We start from the raw sequence: 22527 nt of genomic DNA on the forward strand, positions 1-22527 counted from the left end.
AGGATTATAGTTTAATGGTGATACCAGCGTTCACGATTCGTTGCGCGGGATAGGATACGCCAAAAGTTTCAGGATCATAATCCTTACTATCAGAGAAAGTATATAAGTTCATTCCGTTGGCAAAGACACGGATAGATGCCAGTTTTACTTTTGCTGCAAGCCTTTGTGGAAGAGAATAACCGACTTCCAGGTTCTTTAGCCTCATATAATTTCCTGAGCGAAGCCAGAAAGAAGAAGTCATCTGGTTATTCGGGTTGGCACCTATCGAAAGCCTTGGGTAAGTAGCCGTTGCTGCGGTCTCCGGAGTCCAGCGGTTGAGGTGTTGCTCAAAAGCCTGTCCTTTTCCTTCATTTTGAAATTCCCATTGTGTTGGCCCTCCCATATATACAGTTCGGTTTGCCGCGCCCTGTAATAAGGCACTAAAATCGAAGCCTTTATAGTCGAAACCGAAGGATAAACCATAATAGATCATCGGTTTATTATTTTTTAACCCGGTCACATCAAACTGATTGATGATCCCGTCGTTATTTAAGTCTTTGTACTTGAGATCTCCCGGAATAGGAATATAACCGACTGTTTTAGGGCTATTCGCGATATCCGCAGCATTCTGGTAAAAACCGTTTGCCAGATATCCGAAAGTCTGATCCGTACGTTGTCCGGTTCTCTTCATCCAGTCGTACTCACGGAACACTTCATCCTGATATTCAATGATCTTATTGTTGGAAGTGACGTTGCCGGAAAGGAAATAATTGAAATTATTGACATGGTTGCGGTAACTCGCCGTCAGGTCTATTCCTTTGTAGCGGGTAGTACCGATATTTTCAAGAGGATAGGTATTTCCGATGATGCTGGTACTTTTGCCTCTGGTTTGCATCAGGTCGAAAAATTTGTTGTTATAGTATTCTGCCGTCAGGGTTAGTTTATCATTAAACAAGCCAACATCTACTCCCAGATTGAATTTATCTGCTTTCTCCCAGGTTACATTTGGGTTTGCCAAAGTCTGGTCGCCCACAGAATATACAAAAGTCCCTGATCCCGGACCAAAATAATAGCCCGCACCATCTGCGAAATACTGGTTATACACAAAGTAACCCACATTCGCATTTCCTGTACGTCCATAGGTACTGCGTAACTTCAGGGTATTTAACCATTTCACATGATCTGCGATAAAGCCCTCTTTGGCAATGTTCCAGCCTAAACCTACTGCCGGAAATAATCCATAACTTTTACCATCCGGATAGCGGTTTAAGCCACTATAGCTCATCGCTACTTCTGCCAGGTATTTTTCCTTGTAATCGTAGGAAAGGGTTCCGGCCAGGGTATTATAGGTAAGTGGCAAGTCGCTGTAGATAGAAATGTTCTGAACATTTGCGGAGGCAAGCGCATGGACATGGTGATCTCCGAAGCTGCGGTCATAGCCTGCAGAAAACTCAGAATAGAAGTTTTTATATTGATTGGTATTGGCACTATTTCCGGCTGATATCGTTCCATCTGTACCAAAACGCTGATAGGTTATCCCTGACGGACCATTCGTTCCCTGATACACCGCAAAGGTTTTACCTCTGGAGGTTGCTTCAGAAAGGTTGGTATTAAACGTAACCAAACCTTTAATCCACAATCCTTTTACCAGGTCATCCATCGTTCTTTTAAGGGAAAGGTCGGCAGACATCTCTCTCATATAGCTCAGCGTATACCCCGCCTGGGTACTCAAACCATAGACATTGTTCTGAAAATCTTTATTCCCTCCCAATGAACCATCCGGGTTAAACAGCGGATAGGCACTATTTGGTGTGGTCGCCAGCGCATTGAATATCGTATTGATCCCCAGATTGACTGTTCTGCCCCCGAAAGCACCAATAAAACTGGTTCCAGGTGCATTTCCATTCTCAATTCTTCCGAAGAGGTTCAGGTTTAAGGTTAAATTTTTGTTCAGGTCTACATCGATATTCGTACGCACGATGTACCGCTTAAAGTCTGAATTGGTATTGTAAGTATTTTTATCTGAAGTCTTTAAAAGCCCCTGCTGATCCAGGTAATCGACAGCCACAAAATAACGGGCATTGTTTCCACCACCGGAGGTACTCAAATTATATCGGGTGAAAGGCGCATTGTTTCTCATCACTTCCTTATACCAGTCTACGTTTGGATGGCCCATAGGGTCGGAACCCGTTCTGTAAGCTTCTAAATCCGCAGGGGTATAGATGGCTGGTTTTCCATCATTGTTCAGGGCTTCATTGTATAAGGTTGCATAATTAAAAGCATCTAATGTTTTAGGAAGTCTGATCGGGGTCTGCAATCCTGTTTGAGCAGTAAAAGCAATTTTCTGTTTTCCTACTTCCCCCTTTTTTGTCGTAATCATAATGGCACCACCAGATCCGCGTAAACCTAACATTGCAGTGGCCAGTGCATCTTTCAATACGGTAACAGATTCAATTTCTTCCGGATCTATAGAAGATACATCTCTTGGAACCCCGTTGATTAAGATCGTTGGATTTTGTCCCCTCAGGGAGAATTCCGCAGCGTCCAATCCCGGAATCCCTGTGGACTGCAAGGTCGTTAAGCCAGACATTCTACCTGTCAGGGCATTATTAATGGCCGTTACCGGCGAAGAGATCAGGTCTCTGGTATACACACTTTCTGTGGATAAGATGCTGGTCGCCTTTTTCTGGGTATCATAAAGGCGGTACACACTCAGCTGTGGCTTTTCCGATTCCGTAAAAACCAGGTTCAGTTTGTTTCCTGAAATGCTGACTTCCTGTGTCAGGTATCCTTTCAGAGAAAATATGGCGACTTCACCGGAATCAATCATCAGGGAATATTCTCCCTTGTTATCGGAAGAGACCACCGTCTCCCCAGTTTTACTTCTGATGTTTACACCAAAAAGAGGCTCTCCGTAAATATTGGTTAGTTTTCCTTTAACCACTCCCGGAATGTCGGTTGAGTTTTTGGTTTCTTTGCTGCCCTTATTGGTCTGGGCAGATAAAGAGATCGGAAAAAACATGGCCATCATCAGTCCCTTAAGCAGGAACTTCCCGTACACATGTCTTCCCTTTACTTTTAAGTAAGGTTTCATCATATTTGGTTTATTTTGGTTTATCGTTGCCTGGGAGGCAAAGCGTATTTGGTTATTTGGCTAACAGTAAAGTTGTGTGCAATCCAAAAAATAAGGGGGTGAAAAACGGTTGTAAATGGGGTGAAAATCTACTTAAATTGCTTATTCCTTGTAATAAGCAATCATTCTCCTGTTTTATCACTTCTTAAATTGTAATTTTAACATCGTGGAGGGGATTCCATTTGCCCGGCATGGCAAACATTTATTATAGGGGTATGATAAAGCAAACGTTATTTTTGATTACAGGTATTCTGATGCAGCTGTGTGTCAGGGGACAGGCACTGAATTTCAATCACCTCAAGACTGAAAACGGGCTTTCCCAGAATTCTATATTTGCCATTGTACAGGATGGACGCGGCTTTATGTGGTTTGGCTCCCGCTTTGGACTGAACCGTTACGACGGCAATCAGTTCAGGTTGTATAAAAGCAATGCCAGCGATTCCGGCAGCCTTTCGGATGATTACATCACCACCTTGTATAGTGATTCCAGGAAAATCCTTTGGGTAGGTACCGCAAATGGTTTAAATCGCTTTAATCCACAAAAGAACACTTTCGAAAGGATTTACCTTGATGGAAACAAATACAATAAACAGTATGCCCCTGTAAATTCCGTTTATGAAGACCGAAAGGGCAACCTCTGGGCTGCTGCCAGGACCGGACTTTACTTATTAACCAATCCCCGGACCAATACATTTACCTCAGCGGAAAAGCTGGGTCTGGATCCCCGGATTGCCCATACGGAAATCCTCAGCATCTATGAAGACCAGAAGGGGTTTTTATGGATCGGAACGAATAACGGATTGACGCGCTTCAGGCTGAATCCAAGGGTTCAGGAAGTACAAACCTTCAGTCATCATGCTGCTAAACCCGGTAGTTTAAGTGACAACTCCGTTACCGCCATTACCGAAGACCAGCAAAAGAACCTCTGGGTGGCTACTGAAAACGGAGGCATCAATCTTTTCCAGCCTTCCACGAATACCTTTTCCCGGTTTTTACATGAAGAAGGAAGAGAAAACAGCCTCGCTCATAATGCGGTCCGTAAAATGATGCTCAGCAAAAACGGATCATTATACATCGGCACCCAGGAAGGGTTAAGCGTATTTGATCCGGTAAGCCGGACATTCCACAATTATCAGCATCGGAAAGCCGATCAGCGAAGCTTAAACCAAAATTCCATTTACAGCTTGTATGAAGACCTGACGGGTTCCATCTGGATTGGCACCTATTATGGCGGGGTAAATGTCACTTATGCACATTCTACCAATTTTAAAACCCTGCAATACAACGAAAAGCTGGCAGGAATCAGTCACAATGTGGTGAGTTCCATCACTGCCGATAAAAATGAAAACCTTTGGATCGGAACCGAAGGCGGCGGACTGAACTATTATGATCAGCGGAGCCAGAGGTTTACAACTTATAAGCTGAAAGCTTCTTCCCCATCAAGCCTCGGTTCAGATCTGGTAAAAATCGTTTACAAAGATAAAACAGGGAACATATGGGTCGGCACGCATGGCGGAGGACTCAATGTCTTTGATCCTGCAACGAGTGGTTTCAGGCGCTTTATGGCAACCGGGAATGACATTAAAACAACGCGTTCGGAGATTGTTGCCCTTTTGGAAGACGAACACGGTGCATTCTGGACCGGGAGTCAGACCGGCATCCGGATATTTAACAAGGATAAACTTAACCTCAGCCCCTATCCTGAAATCCCAGCCATCCAAAGCATCAAAAACCAGAATATTAAAGTCTTATTTGAAGATTCCCGAAAGAACATCTGGATCGCAGCCACCACCGGCTTATACCTCCTTCCTGCCGACCGGAAAAACCTGCAATCGTTTACATTGCCAAAAGGAAGCAATAGTGTCAACAACAATGCGAATTACATCAATTGTATTCAGGAAGATTCGTCAGGGAACATATGGGTGGGCCTTTATTATGGCGGACTCAGTAAATATGCAGTAAACAGGAAGGCTTTCAGTAAAACTTATACCGTTAAGGATGGCCTGGCCAGCAATAATGTGGTCGGAATTCTGGAAGATAACCACAGACAGCTTTGGATCAGCACTTCTAACGGTTTATCGAGGTTTAACCCCAGAAATGAGGTGTTTCAGACCTATACGACCAGTGACGGCCTGGCGGGAGATGAGTTCAATTACAATTCATTTTTCAAAGCGGGAAATGGCGAAATGTTCTTTGGGGGATATAACGGGCTTACCCATTTCTCTCCTGCTGATATCGAAAAAAATGATCAGCAGGCGCAAGTGGTATTTACCGGATTGAAACTTTTCAACGACCGGGTAAGGCTTAATGATGCCAATGGCCTGCTGAAAAAAGACATCGGATTTACGGAAAAGCTGGTCTTCCATTACGGGCAGAACATCTTTACGATTGAGTTTGCCTTACTCAATTACATCAAATCGAACAAGAACAAATATGCCTATAAGCTGGAAGGCATGAATGGAGAATGGATAGAAAGCCATACGCCTGCAGCAACCTATACCAATCTGCCTTCAGGCGCTTATACGCTATTGGTCAAAGGGGCGAATAACGATGGCATCTGGAGTGAACCGGTCCGGATGCAGATCGAAATTTTGCCTCCATTCTGGAAAACATGGTGGGCCTACCTCCTTTATACCGCATTACTGATCATGGTCTTATTTTTCATCACCCGCTTTTTCTACCTTCGTGGTTTGCTGCTGAAGGATGAAGAGCTTCACCAGATCAAATTAAACTTCTTCACCAACATCTCTCATGAGATCCGGACCCACCTGACGCTGATCATGGCTCCGGTAGAAAAATTACTGGAAGGACAGCAATCAGACAGTCCGGTTGGACAGCAGTTAAGAAGTGTGAAAAATAACGCAGACCGGTTGTTAAAGCTGGTTAGCGAACTCATGGATTTCCGCAAAGCAGATACCAGGCACCTCAGACTGCGGGTTGCAGCTTATGACCTCATTCCTTTTGTGAGGGAGATTTATACTTCCTTCGAAGGTTTATCCGGGAAGAAACAGATCCGGTTTTCTTTCGTTTATGATCAGGAACCCCTCTTGCTGTATTTCGACAAGGAACAGTTGGAAAAGGTCTTTTTCAACCTGCTCTCCAATGCTTTTAAGTTTACACCGGATCATGGTGAAATTGCGCTGCACATCAAAACGGAAAAAGAGGAAGTACAAATCAGCATCAGTGATACCGGAAGGGGAATTGCGCCGCAATACCTGGATCAGTTATTTGTCAATTATTTTCAGGTAGATGACCACAGCATTCAAAATACAGGCTATGGCATCGGATTGGCACTGGCGAAAAACATATTGGAATTGCACAAAGGAAAAATTAAGGTGAGTAGTAAACCTGCAACAGCAGATGAAGCAGGCTTTACCCGTTTTGAGCTCAGTTTGCCGAAGGGAAATGCTCATTTCCAGGAAAGTCAGCTATCATTGCCCATCATGCCATTCCCTATCCGAATCCCCGAACAGGATGGGTTAAACCTGGAAAACACACCCTGGATAGGTCCTTCAGTAACGCATAGCAGCAATAAAAGACAGACCATCCTGATCGTGGAAGACAATGTTGAACTGCGTGGATTGATTAAGGGAACACTGGAAGCCGATTACGAGGTCTTTCTTGCCGGAAACGGATTGGAAGGATGGGAGATCTCGACCGTAGAAATTCCAGACCTTATCATCAGCGATGTTATGATGCCGGAAATGGATGGTTTTACGCTCTGTAATCAATTAAAATCCGACGAACGGACTAGTCACATCCCCGTAATACTTTTAACGGCTAAGAGCAGCCAAACGGATCAGATCAGCGGACTGACACAGGGAGCGGATAGCTACCTGACCAAACCCTTTAGCACCAAAATCCTGGAGCTCCAGGTACACAATCTGCTGGAAGCAAGAGAAAAGATGCGCAGGAAATATAGCAGGGAGCTCGTTCTGGAACCTGGGCAGCTCCCGGTAAACCCAGTAAACGAACAGTTTATCTCCAGGTTAATAAGCATCATTGAAGCCAATATGGAAAATGAAGAACTTGGCGTAGAGCTTCTGGCCGAACAAATAGGGATGAGTCAGTCTGTATTGTATAAAAAACTAAAAGCACTGACGGATCTTTCGGTAAATGATTTTTCCAAATCTATCCGTTTGAAAAAGGCAGCTCAGCTGCTCTTGCAAAAACAGTATACGGTGTATGAGGTAGGCTATATGGTAGGATTTTCGGACCGAAAGTATTTCAGCAGGGAGTTTAAGAAACAATTTGGAAAAACGCCCTCCGCATATATTTCAGATCAGTCAGCATGAAAAAATATAGCGGAATAGAAAAATCCTTTTCAAATCCGTTTGAAATGTCTCTCATTTCAGTTTTCCTTCTATTGACTGTCTCTTGATCACCAATAGGGGGTTGATAGGTCCTTAGTAGATCCCCAGGTCCTTTTAACGGTGTATTTAGGATCAGCAGAGACTTAATTTTATCATAACGCATATGAACCGGAGCTGAAACACATCAGGTAACCAAACGCTGGGTTTCTTTCCTAATTTAGAGGCGGACAAATAAATCCTCCGGATGAAAATTTTAAAAATACTTATTGCAGGTGGTTTAGTTGCATTGCTATGCTGTTTAGTTTATGATCGGATCATGCATCCGCCGGAGGAATGGCAGACTGCCGAAAGGTGTCAGGCATGTGATGTTTTGGAAAATGAAAAATTACAGGTACTTCAAGGAACTGTAGACCTCCGGAAAGATGGCAAGATGACCTTTCAGGAGGATAAAACCAAAAAATCATATGCTTTAATTCCCTGCGATATGAACTGTGAGCAGACATTGGTTAAATGGTTTGAAAAGATGGAACAGCTCGAAAGTGAAAAACCGGCTCTTTATAGCATTGAAGGAAAAACAGATGCCAAAAAACAGGAGTTTTTGATGCTGGAATCAGTACTACTGAATTAAAAATGGGTTATGATGGTACATATCTCTCCCATAGATGCACAATTCGTACCGGTTAACCAAACGGACAATTTCTACAACGCTTTCCTCTCAGAAACTTTTCACAGCAGTTCTTTTTCTTCTTGTCCTTTTTCTCCTGCTTCGATTTCTTCTTTTCTTTTCCCTTCTTTGACATCGCGCTACGTTTATTCCGATACAAAAATAGCACATACTGATGGGTTTTCCATCAATATGTGCTATAATAAAAAAGCTCTATGGCTTTTAATCAGCAGACTATCCCTCGTTGTAAACGATTTGGCCTACATTTTTATCGATCTGCCATCTTCCTGTTCCTTCTTCACCAATCACGTCGAATAGTTCCAGCGCACGTCTGGCTTTGTATTCTTCTTCACGTTGTTCTTTGAAGAACCAGTTTAAGAACTCTAAGGTTACATAATCCTGTTCTTTATGACAACGCGCAGCGATGTTTTTAATAGATTGGGTTACACTGATCTCCTGATCTAATGCTTCTTCAAACACCTCACGGAAAGAGTTATATTCAAGCTTGATATTGGTTACTTCAGGCGAAATAGCCATTCCACCCATATCAAGAACATATTTATAAAATTTTAACTGATGAACGCGTTCTTCTTCAGCTTGCTTAAAGAAGTAATCTGAGGAGAAATCGTATCCATTGCGGCCACACCATGAAGCCATGGACAGGTAGATCGAGGAAGAAAGTGCTTCTTTTTTAATCTGTTGGTTTAAAAGTGTCTCAACATCTGTGGAGAGTAAACTTTTTACGCGAATGATATCTTTCATATTACTGTTGATTTAATTCCTAATTACTAAGACAAAAATAGGGGTATAAATCAACAATATTGCATTTAAAAGCAATTCGGAAAGATTCTAAGTCTAATTAGATCAAACGACTAAGCGGAAAAGGCGGTCCTGAATAATGTGGTTTAAATCCAGCATCACGAAGGTTCCCTGTAATAATTCTTTCAGGGCAATGATCTGGAGTAAAGACAAAACATAACAATGATCACAGGCACAGATGAAGATGATCTCCACATCAGCGGATTTATCACTCGTTAACAGGATGTTTTCGATATCAATGTTGTATACTGCTTTCTTCAACTTTAAAAGATTGCGGTAATCAAATCGGGCCAGCTTTCCGGCAAAATCTATATACCAGCAGTTTTCACTGTCTGATTGATAAATTGAACCTTTCTTGGTACTAAATACCTCTTCAAAATGTATTGGAGATGCTATAGCTGTGTTCTGCATTGATTAAACCCTGTTGGTACTGCAAAGGTTGTTATTATTTAGATTTATTCCAAATCAATTGCTCAAAAAAGTTAAATATCTATTTTTTACTGGTTTGCGAGAGGAAGGTGCTTTCAAATATTTTATCTGCATTTCCCGCTTCAAAACCTTCCCTCCTATGGGTATTGTTCAGTTCGCCGGCAGGAAGTCCGGCAAATTCAGGTAATACCTTTCTTTCCGCAAATTCTACATAAGAACCGGCAATGACTTTCTTTTTACCTTCCGCAAAGCTGGCTTCCACCAATTCGGCAACCGTAGAGCTTTGCAGCAATGCCCCATCGCTGCTTGTTTTGATCTCGCCACCGGCATCGTTCAGCTTAAACCCGTTATTCAATAAGAACTGATCAAATGCTTCCAGGTTGTTGTAACCTTCTTTCAGGTTGTGGATGCTGATCGTAAAATGGTTCAGGTAGTAGCGGTTGTAAATCGTCCATGCGGCATATTCACTTTCGGCCATCAATTCCGTATAATCCTCCACCGTTGGTGTTTCCCAAAGCGGGCTGTGCAAAAATTCATCAACAGCAGCCGCATCATCCAGGTTCAGTGTATCTACAGGATCGGCGGTAATGGCATCCGTATATTTCCGGATCAACTCCTGTGCCCTTTCAGAAAGTTGCGTAACGACCAGTTCACTGATGAAAATACGTGGAAATTCCGGAGATGGAGGGGCATACCAATACGCATCCAGTTTCTTTTCCGAAAAATGGTAAGGGCTTTTTTTCTCATAACCATAAGCCAGGAATACTTTTTCCAGAGAGGCGATTCCTAAATGAGGAACCCCTAAAGTACGGAAGGCCACATGGTCATTTTCTATCTCTTCAAAACTGCTGATGATTCCTTCAGCAATCATCGCATTGATAATTCCTGCCACATCAGGAACACGTTCTTTATATCGGGTTAAGAGTCCGTTCAATACTCCTTTAAGGGTTTTATGCGCCATTATCTATTTAATTTTATACAATACCTCATCCAGCTGGGCCACCAGATCATCCGCATTCTCTTTGGAGAATACCAAAGGCGGTTTGATCTTGATCACATTGTGCAAAGGCCCGTCTGTGCTTAACAAAAATCCACGGTTTCTCATCTCTTCCACAATCCGGTCGATCTCAGGAACGGCAGGCTCCAGCGTTTCGTGATTTCTCACCAGCTCTACCCCTACAAAAAGGCCATGGCCCCGAACCTCCCCAATCAGCGGGTGTTTTTCCATCAGCTCTGTCAGCCCTACCATCAGGTGATTTCCTGTTTCCAGGGCCTGTTTTTGCAGCTCCTCTTCCTGTATGACCTTCATCACTGCAATCCCTGTTTCCATAGAAACCGGATTCCCTCCAAAAGTATTGAAATATTCCATTCCGTTGTTAAAAGAAGCAGCAATTTCGGCAGTTACCACTACCGCAGCCATAGGATGCCCGTTTCCGATCGGTTTACCCAGGACTACAATGTCGGGAATCACGCCCTGCAGTTCAAATCCCCAGAAATGATCTCCGATTCGTCCAAAGCCAACCTGTACTTCATCTGCAATGCAAAGTCCGCCGGCAGCCCTGACATGGCGGTATACTTCTTTCAGGTAATCCGGAGGTAAAGGGATCTGCCCGCCTACACCAAGCAGGGTCTCACAGATGAATGCAGCAACACCTTTATCTGATGTTTTAAGCGCCGTGATCAGGCGTTCTACGTCTGCGGCATACTTTGCACCCGCCTGTGCATCTCCATAGCGGTAAACGCCGCGGTACAGATCCGGATTCATGGCCTTGTGGATATAGGAGGCTTGTCCTCCCCCACCCGGCCCGTCGAACTTATAAGGACTCAGCTCCATGGCTACTGTAGAAGTACCATGATAGGCATGGTCCAGTACAATGACGTCTTTCTGGCGGGTAAAATGCCTGCTGATTCTGATGGCAAGGTCATTGGCTTCACTTCCAGAATTGGTAAAATAACAAACGCTCAAGGGTGCCGGCAAGCTATCGGTCAGTATTTTTGCATACTCCAGCAGGCTGTCGTGCAGATATCTGGTATTGGTATTTAATTTCGCAGCCTGTTGCTGGATTGCGCGTACCACGGTAGGATGGCAATGGCCAACATGGCTCACGTTATTGACGCAGTCAATAAAAGTATCGCCCTGATCATCGTACAGGTATTGAAATGCACCTTTAACGATTTTCAGAGGTGTTTTATAGCTGATGCTCAAATTGGCACCAATCCGCTCTTTTCTTGTTTTCAATAGTTGATCTAATTCCTCCACCGGCGGACTCACTTTTGAAAAACCACAGGCGAGGTTAAACTCATTCTGTGCGAGAACAGGATTGATCTTCAGCAATTGATATAATAGTTTCCAGGCATCGTTTTCCGATACAAAATGGTGTGCATTATCGCCCTGCGCTCTCTTGCTGGCAGACTGCGTGACACTTAAGCTCAATCTTGCCCCGATCAGGTAATATAAAACAGACAGTTCCTGTTCCGTTAAATTATATTCCTGATGGTAGGCTTTTAATACCGTAACCGCTGCTTTAAGGGGTTCTTCCTGACGGAACATCACGTAAGTCAGCGTGATCGCAATGTTGTGAATCAGCTGGGTATTCGCAATGTCCCCGAAGTCGATGAAGCCGGTGATTTTATCTTCATTCGCGAGTACATTCAGGTCATGGGCATCGTTGTGAACCACTGCCGTTCTCAATTGATACATCAATGGAAGCACTTCCATCTCATATTGAAGCAGAAAATAAGCGGCAATCCTTCTCTTTTCATGATCTTTGATAAAGTGAAGGTTCGCTTTTGAAGCCAGGACATAGGCCAGGTCCCATTCATTATAACGATAGACGGCAGGGTGACTGAAGCTCCGTAGTGCCTGGTCCATTTTTGCCAGTGTGCTCCCAAGATCAGTTAACAGTCCGGTGCTCAATACTGGCAGCTCAGCAAGGAAGGTCCCTTCCAGAAAAGACAAAATCCTGATGCAGTAATGGTGTCCGTTTACTTCCGTTTTGGTGATGGCCTGTCCGTCCAGATTGAGTTTTAAAGTAGGTACTTTAGCAGCCAGCGGCGTTGCTGATAAAAACTGCAAGGCCTTCAGCTGGGCATCCAGGTAAGGTTCATCATAGGGAGCAGGGTTTACTTTACAGATCAACCGCAGCCCTTCTTTAGTGTTCAGCAGGAAATTTTGTTCTTCATAACCGGCAATTTTCTTTACCTCAGCATCTAGCTTATAAAATGTGTTCAGGGTTTCTTTAAGGTCTTTCTCAGAAAGTATCATGTGTATTTTCTTTAAGTATAATTAACAAGTGTGCTGCTGACCAGCTGAAATTCTTAGCATTTAATCCCTTACCGGTAAGGGGGTGGTAATTCTCGCGGATGGCTCCCTGTCCCTGAAGCCCTTCTGCATTTTTCAATAATTTATTCAAAAAGTAGTTTGCTTCTTCTTTTCTGCCATATCGCAGCAAAGCGGAATAGCCAAAGTAGAACTGATCCAGCCAGACCGGACCTCTCCAATACCCCTTTAGCGGATCAAAACCCGGATGATCAGCTGCCAGTGTGGCAAGGGGAACGGACGTATCAAACTTATTTGTTTTTTTTATCATTTTCAGCACGGAATTGAATTGTTGTTTGTCTGCCAAACCACACCATAAGGGAAGCCAGCCTTCAGGCCCATCCACATCAATCCATTGTCCTTCCAGACTCTTATCGTAATAAAAGCCTTTGTCTTCCCGGAAGAAAGTCCGATTGATTTTTTGCTTTAAGGGGGCAAGCTGACTTTTCCATTCCTGACCTGCTTTACTGTTTCCGATGACCAGGGCTATTTTTGCGAGATACCCTTTTTCGGCATACAGATAGGCATTCAGGTCTACAGATTCCTGGTTTAAAGACCATGCTGTCTCATTGTTTTTTAACAAGACTGCTTTGTCGAACCTAACGGCGTTGTCCATTCCACTTTCCCATGCTGCGGCGATACGCGTTCCATCTGTTGAGCCAAATTCGCAAAGCCCATTTTGGTTATGGTCCCGGTTTTTATACCACCATTCGTGGTACTTAACCAGCTTAGGATAGATCGTATTCAGAAAAGAACCATCTTTTGACTGTTCATAGATTTTCCAGGCTGCCCATGCGGCAAGCGGAGGTTTGGTATCCCGCCAGTTGTTTTCCTTTTTATCCGTATAAATGCAATCGGCTACCATGCCATGTTCATCCTGGTAATCAAACATGGCCAGCATGTTTTCTTTTGCCAGTGCCGGATTAAAATAATTCAGGCCTACTGCCTGCTTCCAGCTGTCCCAACTCCAGAATCCATAAAACCCCTGGTAGTTCAGAGAAGGGAAAACGCCATCATGCAACAGGTCTTTTGATTTGCTTCTCCAATTGGTTTGCAGGGTTACTATTGACTTCACTGCGAGTTTTTGTTGCTCCACATTGCTCAGCTGTAGTCCGGGAGCATTGAAATAATCGTTCAGGTATTTATCCCAGCGCCTTTGGTTTGCACGGAACTCCTTATTGAAATTCAACGCTGTTCCTGTTGCGGCTGGTTCTTCTGCCGCATTCAGGTAATAACTCTGGGTCTGTCCGATACTAAAATGCGCATTTGGCTGAATCCTAATTTCTTCCAGATCTGCCTGATACCCATTACCAGAAACCTGAATATTCATTTTATGCGGACTGTTGAACTGTTGAATAAAGCGGTGTTCATTGTCTTTAAACCTGATGTCGATCCCCTTATCTCCTTTTTTAATCTGAGCATTGGTTAGCAAGCTTTCCCCTGTCCAGGACAGTTGTAATTTCCGTTCCTTTCCAGCCAGGTTATACACCCTGGTATTGATCACCGCAGATCTGTTACTCACGAAGATCAATTGCAGTTCTACCTTCAGGTCATTGATCCGCATTTCCTGACTAAGTAAGCCAGGATAATATTTAAGCACTGTTTTAGCACCGGAAAGGTCTATTACTTTTCCGGCTTCTTTGACTTGAAGTTTCGATATGGTATTGCCCAGCCACTCTCCTTTAAGGTCCATCAGAAGCGGGCCGATAAAGGCGCCATAATCCTTTGCAGAAGCAGGTTGGGTATAGGCATGCCATGCCCCCAGGTCGGAAAAGACATTCGTTTCAATTTTCTCCGGATTACTGACTTCAAAGCCCATTGCCAGTACATCCGGAAAATCTGTACGGGCCACATCCGAATTTTTCGTCTCGTTTAGGCTCGCCAACAGGACAAAACCACATAAACAGCAACTGCGTATAAAAGACATCATTATTTATTGTTTTTGATTTCGCCGGTCTCGTTAAAAACCGGGCGAAGCGTGAAAGAATAAGTATAATCACGGTAAGGCAACCGGTATTGCGGATGCGCCTCGGCACCCCAGCTGTTATCCCCACCTACACCTGTTTGTTTGGCATCGATGTTCCACCAGATGAGCGGTTCATTTGTCATCGATCCGCCATGTACATTCAGCTTTGCGTCTTTATCAAAATCGAGGTGTTTCATGTCAAAATGCAAGACTCCTGCGCTAATTTCAGGAGCACCCGCTGCGGAAAGCCCTATTCCCTGATGATTAGCCAAGGTCATCCACCTCACTCCTGTGCGGTAACCACTTTCCTGTGCCCTTGGATAAGGATGGAAAAGGGAATCTGCCCGCATGCGGTAAAGGTCGATATGTGCTGCATAATTGCGGTCTGCATAATTGTCAAAAGGTCCTCTGCCAAACCAGCTCACCTGATCAAATTCAGTGTTCAGGATTACCCTCATGCCTATTCTGGGAATCTCAGGCAAGCTAAGCTCACCTGCTTTAAACTGATAATTCACGTTGATGCTGCCATCTCCTTTGATGGTATATTCGGTGGTGATGCTCAGTTTCAGTTTTGGAAGGGTATGAACTGTCTTTAGCATCCGGCTTTCTTTTGAAAGTTGTTTATTTTCAAAAGCACTCAGTTCTGCCTGATCGAAGGCGTTTTGCCAGACTTTAGACCTGATCTGCATGCTGTTTCCAATGTCGTTATCTGTTGCTGCCCTCCAGAAATGGGGAACCAGGGCCGCTTTGATCAACTCTTTGCCAGCAATCACATAACTCTCCAGTAATCCTGTTTTTTTATTGAATCCGATGTTTACCGCATCGGTATAAAAATGAAGGGTTTCTGCAGTTTCTTTGGTTTTCAATTCTTTGATATTCGCTATGGAGATCACCTCAACCGCTTTTAAAGGCAATAGAAACTGTGCTTTTGCCAGCTTAAATCCTGCAGGCAGCAATTCCGTTGCCTTTTTACTAAAGACTTCAAAGCTGATCAGGTATTCCAGTCCGCCTTTAAGTTCAAAGGCCGGGATTTTAAGGCTGATTTCTTTTGCAGACTGCGGGGCAAGGGAAAGGTGTGCTATCGTCCCGGAAGCAACAACCGTTCCTCCTCCTTTAATGTACCATTTGAAATCATAATCTTCCAGATTGCTAAAATCAAACCTGTTCCTGATGTTAAACACATAACGCTGGAGGTCTACGGCTTCGAAGTTTACATTCTGATATACTTTTTGCAGCTCATAAGCCTGGGGATGCCAGGAACGGTCTGCGGCAACCAGTCCGTCTGCACAGAAACTCGTATCACTCGTAAGCCCTACAGTTCCCATATCCCGGCCATAAGCCCAGATGTTATTTCCTTTCTCATCTTTTTTACTAAAAGTCTGATCAGAGAAATCCCAGATGAAACCACCCTGCAACTGTTCGTGTTTATAGATCAGTTCCCAGTCGTCCTGTAAGTTTCCTCCGCTATTGCCCATCATATGGGCATATTCGCATTGGATCAAAGGCCTCTTTTTCCAGGTCTTTACGTAGTTTTCCATTACAGTGATGGATTTATACATTGGACAGAAAATGTCTGAATACCTTTCCTCTTTGGTCGCCTCATACTGAACAGGGCGGGAGGTATCTCTCGCTTTCAGCCAATCGTATCCGGCCATCAGGTTTTCCCCGAAACCACTTTCATTTCCCAAAGACCAGGTGATGATGCTGGTAAAATTCTTATCTCTTTCAAACATCCTGCGGATCCGGTCCAGGTACGCGGCTTTCCATTCGGGTTTATCGGATAAGGTTTTCAAAGGTGTGAAGCTCATGCCATCACATTCGATATTTGCTTCGTCTACCACATAGAGGCCATACTGATCGCACAAAGCATACCATCGCTCTGTATTGGGATAATGACTTGCCCTTACCGCATTGATGTTGAGTTCTTTCATCACCCTGATGTCATTGATCATCCCCTCTTCGGTCACGATCTTTCCATTGATCCTGTCGTGCTCATGGCGGTTCACCCCTTTGATCTTGATCGCTTTTCCATTGACCAGGAAAAGTCCGTTTTTAATTTCTACAGACCTGAACCCTATGTGATGACGGATGATTTCTACCGGTTTTCCTTTCTGATCCAGGTGGCTGATTTGCAGGACATACAAATTGGGATGTTCGGCATTCCAGGTTTTTATCTCCTTAAAAGTCGTGTTGAAGTTTAAGGTCGCATTGATATCTTTTTGTGTTTTATAAAGTAGTACGGAAGGGTTTTTCGGATCAAAGACTTTTAGTTCTACCGTTCCCTTATCCGCCTTTTCCGGTACTTTGTTGAAAGCAAGGTTCAGATTAAACTTTCCGTTTTTATAGCTTTCGTCCAGCGTTGCCTTCAGTTCAAAGTCAGATACATGAAATTTTGGTCTAGCGATCAGAAAAACGCTTCTTTCTATACCACTCAGCTTCCACATGTCCTGTCCTTCCAGGTAAGTGGCATCACTGAACCGGAACACCTGCAAAGAAATCGTGTTCTTTCCTTTTTTCAGGAATTTGGTAATGTCGAATTCGGTGGGTGTTTTACTGTCTTTGCTAAAACCAATGTACGCTCCGTTAATCCAGAGGTAAAAGAAAGAATTTACAGCTCCAAGGTGAACGAAGACCTGTTTTCCATCCCAGTTGGGATCAATTGTAAATTCCCTCTGGTACTGCCCTACCGGATTATCGTCCTTAGGTACAAATGGTGGTGTAGCAGGGATTGGGTATTCTACATCGGTAAATATAAATTTAGCATAGCCCTGTGTTTGCCAGTGACCAGGTACCTTAATTGTGCCCCAATCTTTGGTTTCTGTCGGGTTTTTATAAAAAGTATGGGACCTTTCGGAAGGGTTCTTCAGGAGCTTAAACTTCCAGATCCCATCCAAAGATTTCAGGAAAGGGCTCGATTGCTGAGCCAGTGCCTTTTGATCCGGATAAGGGATAAACCAGGCATGAGGTTTAACTGCATTCTGAGAAGGAATTAAAGGGTTTTCCCAGTCTGCCGGAGCCTGGGCAATCACTGAACCTGCAAAACCCAGGCAGAGCATTAAACAAAAAAAATAGGGTTTGATTAGATTCATGGACAAGGAAATAAGGCATCGTCATGCAGGCATTGCTGCATGACGATTGTGTTAAATAATCAGAGCGCTCGTGGTTCCATTATGGTGTTGATGGGTTATTGGTTGTTTCTTTCAGTGGCGTTGGATAAAAAGCTTTATCCGCACTGAACTTTCTACCCGCGGCCTGCATCTTTTGTGCAAGCAAGCCCCATCTCCTCAGGTCGTAGAAGCGACTTCCTTCCAGTGTAAACTCCATTACACGCTCATGGATGATCTGTTCAAAGACAGGTGCTTTACCGCTCAGGCTAACCCCAGGTAAGCCTGCCCTGCCCCGAACCTTATTGATCCAGGTTACTGCATCTCCTGATTTCTGCTGCTCATTTAAAACTTCTGCATACATTAATAAAACATCCGCATAACGCATTAAAGGCACATTGATCGCATTTGAAAAACCGATGCGGTCAGGTCCGGCAGGAATCCATTTCCGGAAAGCAATCGTTTTTGCAGTCGCGCCGAAAATTTCATTGTAGGTACTTCCGTATACCCTTGGAGTGGTGGTATCGTTAAAATAGGCATCATTAAAATACATGGTTTGATATACCCTGACATCGTAATTGCCATTGGCAATCTTGCCTTCTTTCAACATCTCGGTCAACAGTGCCGGGGTACCATAAATCTCTCCATAGCCCCCCAGTTCTGAAGCCGCCACCCAATCACTTAAATAAGATCTGTATACTGCCCCGCTGCTTGCATCCGAAGTTTGCTGCAGTTCAAAGATCGATTCTGTACTGTTTTTTGTCGTACCGTTAAACATGCCCAGGAAATTATTATCCAGCTGATACTCGTTGGAAAGAATGACTTTTTCCAACCATTTTGCGGCTTCGGTATAATAGGTGGCGGCATTCGCCTGGTCGTCACTTACCCGGTATAAGTTTACTTTTCCAAGGTAGGCCTGGGCCGCCCCTTTTGTTACACGTCCTAATTCAGTTGCCGGACGTGCAGACCTCAATGGCAGATCCGGTTCTGCTTCCTGAAGGTCTTTAAGGATAAAGCCATAGACCTCTGCTCTTTCAGAAAAGCCTTTGGAAAGGTCGGCTTCAGAGGTAGGTACTTTATCCCTGATGATGACCTTACTGTAATTGGTCAGGAGCTTAAAGTGATAGTATGCCCTCAGGAATTTCGCTTCTGCAAGGATCTGCTTTCTACCCGCATCATCAATTGCAGCAGCACTCATCTTGCCTACATTTTCCAGCACCTGGTTCGCGAAGTTGATGCCCCGGTAATTCTCTCTCCAGAGCAGGTCAACCGCATAGTTTCCGGAGGTAAATTCAAAATTATAATGTTCCGTCCACCATGGATAATTGAATGCATCGGCACCGGGAACAACGTAATCTTCCCGGTAAAATTCTCTCACCGAGCGTGCTTCTACGTAATTGTCCCAGCCCACAAAGCCTTCCAGCTGGGAATAGGCTGCCGACAATCCGGATAATGCCCGGTCTTTATTAATCCAAAAGTTATCTACGGTAAGCTGATCCGGTACACTTTGTTCCAGCTCAGACTTTTTACAGCCCATTACTGCCATTAGCAGGAACAAGCCTATATATAGTTTATTCGTTTTCATTCTTCGTTTTTTTATGGTGATTAAAATGTCAGCTGCAGTCCCATGAGCCATCTTTTGTTCTGAGGATACATCAAGCGGTCTACACCGTTGTTCAGGACATTAAAATTCCCCACTTCCGGATCCAGTCCGCTGTATTTGCTAAAGGTGACCAGGTTTTGTCCGCTGACATAGATTCTGAGTTTAGAAATCTTCAGGTGTTCCAGTACAGATTTAGGAAGGCTGTATCCCAGCTGAACTAACTTTAAGCGCAGGTAAGATCCACTTTCCAGGAAGCGGGTAGATTCACGTGCATTTTGGTTGGGATCTCCGAGAACGGCCCTTGGCATATCTGTTCCGGTATTTTGCGGCGTCCAGGCATTGAGGGTACTGGCCAGGAAATTTCTTCCGGCTTCCATTCCCTCCAGCTCAAATCGGTTTCCGTTATAGAGTTTGTTTCCGGCTACGCCCTGCCAGAACAAGGAAAGGTCGAAGTTCTTATAGTTGGCTGCAAGGTTCAGGCTATATTCATACTTCGCGAAACCTGAGCCCTGGTAAGTTTTGTCTTTTTCATCGATCTTACCATCACCATTGGTATCTCTGAACCTGATGTCTCCTGCTTTTGCATTTGGCTGCAAGACCTCACCGGCATTGTTTTTATATCCTGAAGCTTCTGCATCGGATTGGAAAATACCATCAGCCTCATATAAATAAAAAGCACCAATTTCTTTCCCGACCATGGTTTGAGTTGGGATATGGTCTGTCCCGAAGCGTAACCCTGTACCGTATAGAACCTGGTCTTTATTGGCCAGTGTCAGGACCTCATTTTTCAACAAACTGATGGCACCGCCGATATCAAACTGCCAGTCATTGTGATTGAAATGATAATTACTTTCCAGTTCCAGACCTTTGTTAGCGATCTTACCTACATTCAGGATCGGATTGTCCACACCTGCCGAAGGTGGTACTTCTTTAGTAATCAGCAAACCATCGGTGATGTTGTTAAAATAATTGATGGAACCCGACAGTTTGTTGTCAAAGAGTCCAAAATCAAGACCAATGTTCTTCGATTTAATTGTTTCCCATTGCAGGTCCAGGTTTTGAAGCGTATAGGCAGCGGAACCAGGCCATGGCGTAGCACCAGAACCCTGTACAGAGCCTCCGGACCAGTTGTTACGGGTAGTGATGAGTGCCTGGTGGTCATAATATCCTAAAGCACCTTCATTTCCAAGCTCTCCATAACTTGCACGAAGTTTTAAGTTATTCAGCCATTTAACCTCATTCAGGAAGGATTCTTTATGGATATTCCAGCCCAGGGAAACCGAAGGGAAGACGCCATACCGTCTGTTTTCTCCAAATACAGAAGAGCCATCTCTTCTTACAGAAACCTGTAAAAGATATTTGTTGTCATAGGCGTAGTTTAACCTCGCCAGTGTAGAAAGGCGCACATATTTATTGTTTGTTCCTGAGGCATTGAATGTACCGCCAAGACCGGCAGAAATGGTATTGAAATCCGGATTGGTAAAACCTCCCGGCACTTCTGTTTCCACAATTTTCCCATTTACTACAGTCCTTACAATCGTTTTTCCATCTGCGGTTACACTGATAAAGCGGTTTGTTTTTTCCTGCGCTGTATATCCTGCAAGAAGTTTCAGGCTGTGTTTACCGATATTCAGGTCGTAATTCAGCAAATGCTCCATTAAACGTTCCTTATACAGGGAGTTTCTGTTGAATACCCTCGTGTAGGAAACCAGGGGATCATTTGCATTGGCACGATATGGCGGATTAAAAGCGTACTCATCCGTCCTTGCATTGATGTAATTCAGATTGGCTGTATATTTTAAACCCTTGATGATGTCCAGTCCGAAGCGGATATTTCCGCCCAGGTAATTGGTTTTGGAATTGGCATCCAGAAAATGATCCGCAGCAATAGGGTTTTGAAATTTCGGCAATCCGTTTTCCGTTAATCCGTAACCATATTTTTCCTTCTCATCAAATACCGGAAGTAACGGCGACTGGAAATAACTGTCTTTCTGATCAAATTTAGCGGCTTCGGTTCTTGTTTCAGAATAGATAATGTTACTTTCTACCGTTAACCTACCTTTTTTAAACTCATTTCTGGACCTTACTGACTTCTTATTGAACTCAGAGCCGATAAAGGTTCCGCGATCGTCGGTCAGGTCACCGCTTAAAGAGTAGGTCAGGTATTCGCCGCCCCCTTTCAGGTTAACATTGTAATTCTGCGAAATCCCTTTGCGGTTAATTAAATCCTGCCAATCTGTATTTGTACCTGTGTTTTTAGACAGGTAAGCAGGTAAAGCCGGAGCAGAAGGCCCTGCATTGGTGTACATCATCGTATGCAGTTTTTTATAGCCCTCGGCATCCAGGAATTTAAATTGCTCTGTTGGCCTAACGATGCTGTAGAAAGAAGAAAAATCGATCACAGGGGCACCTTGTTTTCCTTTTTTGGTCGTAATAAGGATCACACCGTTGGCACTGTTCGAACCGTAGATCGATGCCGCAGCACCATCTTTAAGCACTTCTATGGAAGCAATATCGCCGTTACTGAGGTAATAAGGATTACCGGGTGTACCATCGATGATATACAAAGGCTGATGCGCACCAAAGGTGCCGATCCCCCGCAACCTGACATCCGAAGACTGTCCTGGATTTCCGCCGGGACTGCTGATGGATAATCCGGCTACCCTGCCCTGAAGTGCATTGATGGGATTGCTGGCCGCCACCTGTTCCAGTTTTGTGCCACTTACCGAGCTTACCGCACTGGTCAGGTTACTCCGTTGCTGGGTTCCGTACCCGATTACCACGACTTCATCGAGTCCTTTCATGTCTGTCCGCAATTTCAGCAGGATATCCTGGCCGGCAACCACCTGAATTTCTTGTGTAAGGTATCCTATAGCGGAGAAAATAAGCACATCTTTTGCTGAAGCATTGACCCGGAATTTCCCTTCGTGGTCTGAAGTTGTTCCTGTCTTTGTTCCCTTGACTTTAATATTGACTCCGGGAAGTGGTTGATCAGTTTCGTCGAGGACCTGACCTTTTATGGTACCGGTCTGAGCAAATACACTGCTGCCGGCGAGCGTCGAGAACAGGCAGAAAGCAAGCATGAGCCAGGTGAATTTACTGCTCCATAAATTGCTTATTGGCAATCGTAAATCTTTAATCATAATATTTGGTTTGAGTTGATTGATTCAATCAAACTTAATATGAGCATGATCCGAA

The 22527-nt window shown here is 44.1% G+C and carries 11 protein-coding genes; 2 read left to right on the plus strand and 9 right to left on the minus strand.

The genetic code is table 11. The features are described 5' to 3' along the window. Positions 1-4 precede the first annotated feature (4 nt). Positions 5-3076, minus strand: a complete 3072-nt coding sequence (locus tag DBR43_RS11495; protein ID WP_124580973.1) for a SusC/RagA family TonB-linked outer membrane protein — start codon at positions 3074-3076, stop codon at positions 5-7. 251 nt (positions 3077-3327) lie between these two features. On the opposite strand from DBR43_RS11495, the gene DBR43_RS11500 reads away from it, so the two are divergent. Further along, complete coding sequence (locus tag DBR43_RS11500) at positions 3328-7407, plus strand: two-component regulator propeller domain-containing protein (RefSeq protein ID WP_158622483.1); 4080 nt, start codon at positions 3328-3330, stop codon at positions 7405-7407. 262 nt (positions 7408-7669) lie between these two features. Then, entirely contained in the window at positions 7670-8053 is a 384-nt protein-coding gene (locus tag DBR43_RS11505) for a hypothetical protein (protein WP_124580977.1), read from the plus strand. A 270-nt stretch (positions 8054-8323) separates the two neighbouring features. Here the strand turns inward: DBR43_RS11505 and DBR43_RS11510 are convergent, their stop codons facing one another. The 8 genes from DBR43_RS11510 to DBR43_RS11545 form a co-directional block, all read right to left on the minus strand. Then, a complete protein-coding gene (locus DBR43_RS11510; protein ID WP_069379772.1) occupies positions 8324-8851 on the minus strand; it encodes a ferritin in 528 nt (175 codons plus the stop codon). A 102-nt stretch (positions 8852-8953) separates the two neighbouring features. Continuing rightward, a complete protein-coding gene (locus tag DBR43_RS11515) occupies positions 8954-9319 on the minus strand; it encodes a hypothetical protein (protein ID WP_074612862.1) in 366 nt (121 codons plus the stop codon). Positions 9320-9398: 79 nt separating this feature from the next. Then, positions 9399-10298 carry a DUF1338 domain-containing protein gene (locus DBR43_RS11520; RefSeq protein WP_124580979.1) on the minus strand — a complete coding sequence of 300 codons (900 nt, stop codon included), beginning with the start codon at positions 10296-10298 and terminating at the stop codon, positions 9399-9401. A 3-nt stretch (positions 10299-10301) separates the two neighbouring features. Then, a complete protein-coding gene (locus DBR43_RS11525) occupies positions 10302-12602 on the minus strand; it encodes an aminotransferase class III-fold pyridoxal phosphate-dependent enzyme (protein ID WP_124580981.1) in 2301 nt (766 codons plus the stop codon). Then, entirely contained in the window at positions 12589-14586 is a 1998-nt protein-coding gene (locus DBR43_RS11530) for an MGH1-like glycoside hydrolase domain-containing protein (RefSeq protein WP_199757029.1), read from the minus strand. The genes DBR43_RS11525 and DBR43_RS11530 overlap by 14 nt, the downstream gene beginning before the upstream one ends. Beyond that, positions 14586-17711, minus strand: coding sequence for a glycoside hydrolase family 2 TIM barrel-domain containing protein (locus tag DBR43_RS11535; protein ID WP_124580983.1), 3126 nt, complete (start codon positions 17709-17711; stop codon positions 14586-14588). The genes DBR43_RS11530 and DBR43_RS11535 overlap by 1 nt, the downstream gene beginning before the upstream one ends. Before the next feature lie 79 nt (positions 17712-17790). Further along, on the minus strand, positions 17791-19311 hold the full coding sequence (locus DBR43_RS11540; RefSeq protein WP_158622484.1) for a RagB/SusD family nutrient uptake outer membrane protein: 1521 nt from the start codon (positions 19309-19311) through the stop codon (positions 17791-17793). A 20-nt stretch (positions 19312-19331) separates the two neighbouring features. Continuing rightward, a complete protein-coding gene (locus tag DBR43_RS11545) occupies positions 19332-22472 on the minus strand; it encodes a SusC/RagA family TonB-linked outer membrane protein (protein ID WP_124580987.1) in 3141 nt (1046 codons plus the stop codon). Positions 22473-22527: the final 55 nt, after the last annotated feature.

Source organism: Pedobacter sp. KBW06, from assembly GCF_003852525.1.
In the GTDB taxonomy this organism is placed as follows: domain Bacteria; phylum Bacteroidota; class Bacteroidia; order Sphingobacteriales; family Sphingobacteriaceae; genus Pedobacter.

Excerpts from the sequence above, each read along its gene's own strand:
- DBR43_RS11495 (WP_124580973.1), bottom strand. The coding sequence starts at position 3,076 with ATGATGAAACCTTACTTAAAAGTAAAGGGAAGACATGTGTACGGGAAG.
- DBR43_RS11500 (WP_158622483.1), top strand. The coding sequence starts at position 3,328 with ATGATAAAGCAAACGTTATTTTTGATTACAGGTATTCTGATGCAGCTG.
- DBR43_RS11505 (WP_124580977.1), top strand. The coding sequence starts at position 7,670 with ATGAAAATTTTAAAAATACTTATTGCAGGTGGTTTAGTTGCATTGCTA.
- DBR43_RS11510 (WP_069379772.1), bottom strand. The coding sequence starts at position 8,851 with ATGAAAGATATCATTCGCGTAAAAAGTTTACTCTCCACAGATGTTGAG.
- DBR43_RS11515 (WP_074612862.1), bottom strand. The coding sequence starts at position 9,319 with ATGCAGAACACAGCTATAGCATCTCCAATACATTTTGAAGAGGTATTT.
- DBR43_RS11520 (WP_124580979.1), bottom strand. The coding sequence starts at position 10,298 with ATGGCGCATAAAACCCTTAAAGGAGTATTGAACGGACTCTTAACCCGA.
- DBR43_RS11525 (WP_124580981.1), bottom strand. The coding sequence starts at position 12,602 with ATGATACTTTCTGAGAAAGACCTTAAAGAAACCCTGAACACATTTTAT.
- DBR43_RS11530 (WP_199757029.1), bottom strand. The coding sequence starts at position 14,586 with ATGATGTCTTTTATACGCAGTTGCTGTTTATGTGGTTTTGTCCTGTTG.
- DBR43_RS11535 (WP_124580983.1), bottom strand. The coding sequence starts at position 17,711 with ATGAATCTAATCAAACCCTATTTTTTTTGTTTAATGCTCTGCCTGGGT.
- DBR43_RS11540 (WP_158622484.1), bottom strand. The coding sequence starts at position 19,311 with ATGAAAACGAATAAACTATATATAGGCTTGTTCCTGCTAATGGCAGTA.
- DBR43_RS11545 (WP_124580987.1), bottom strand. The coding sequence starts at position 22,472 with ATGATTAAAGATTTACGATTGCCAATAAGCAATTTATGGAGCAGTAAA.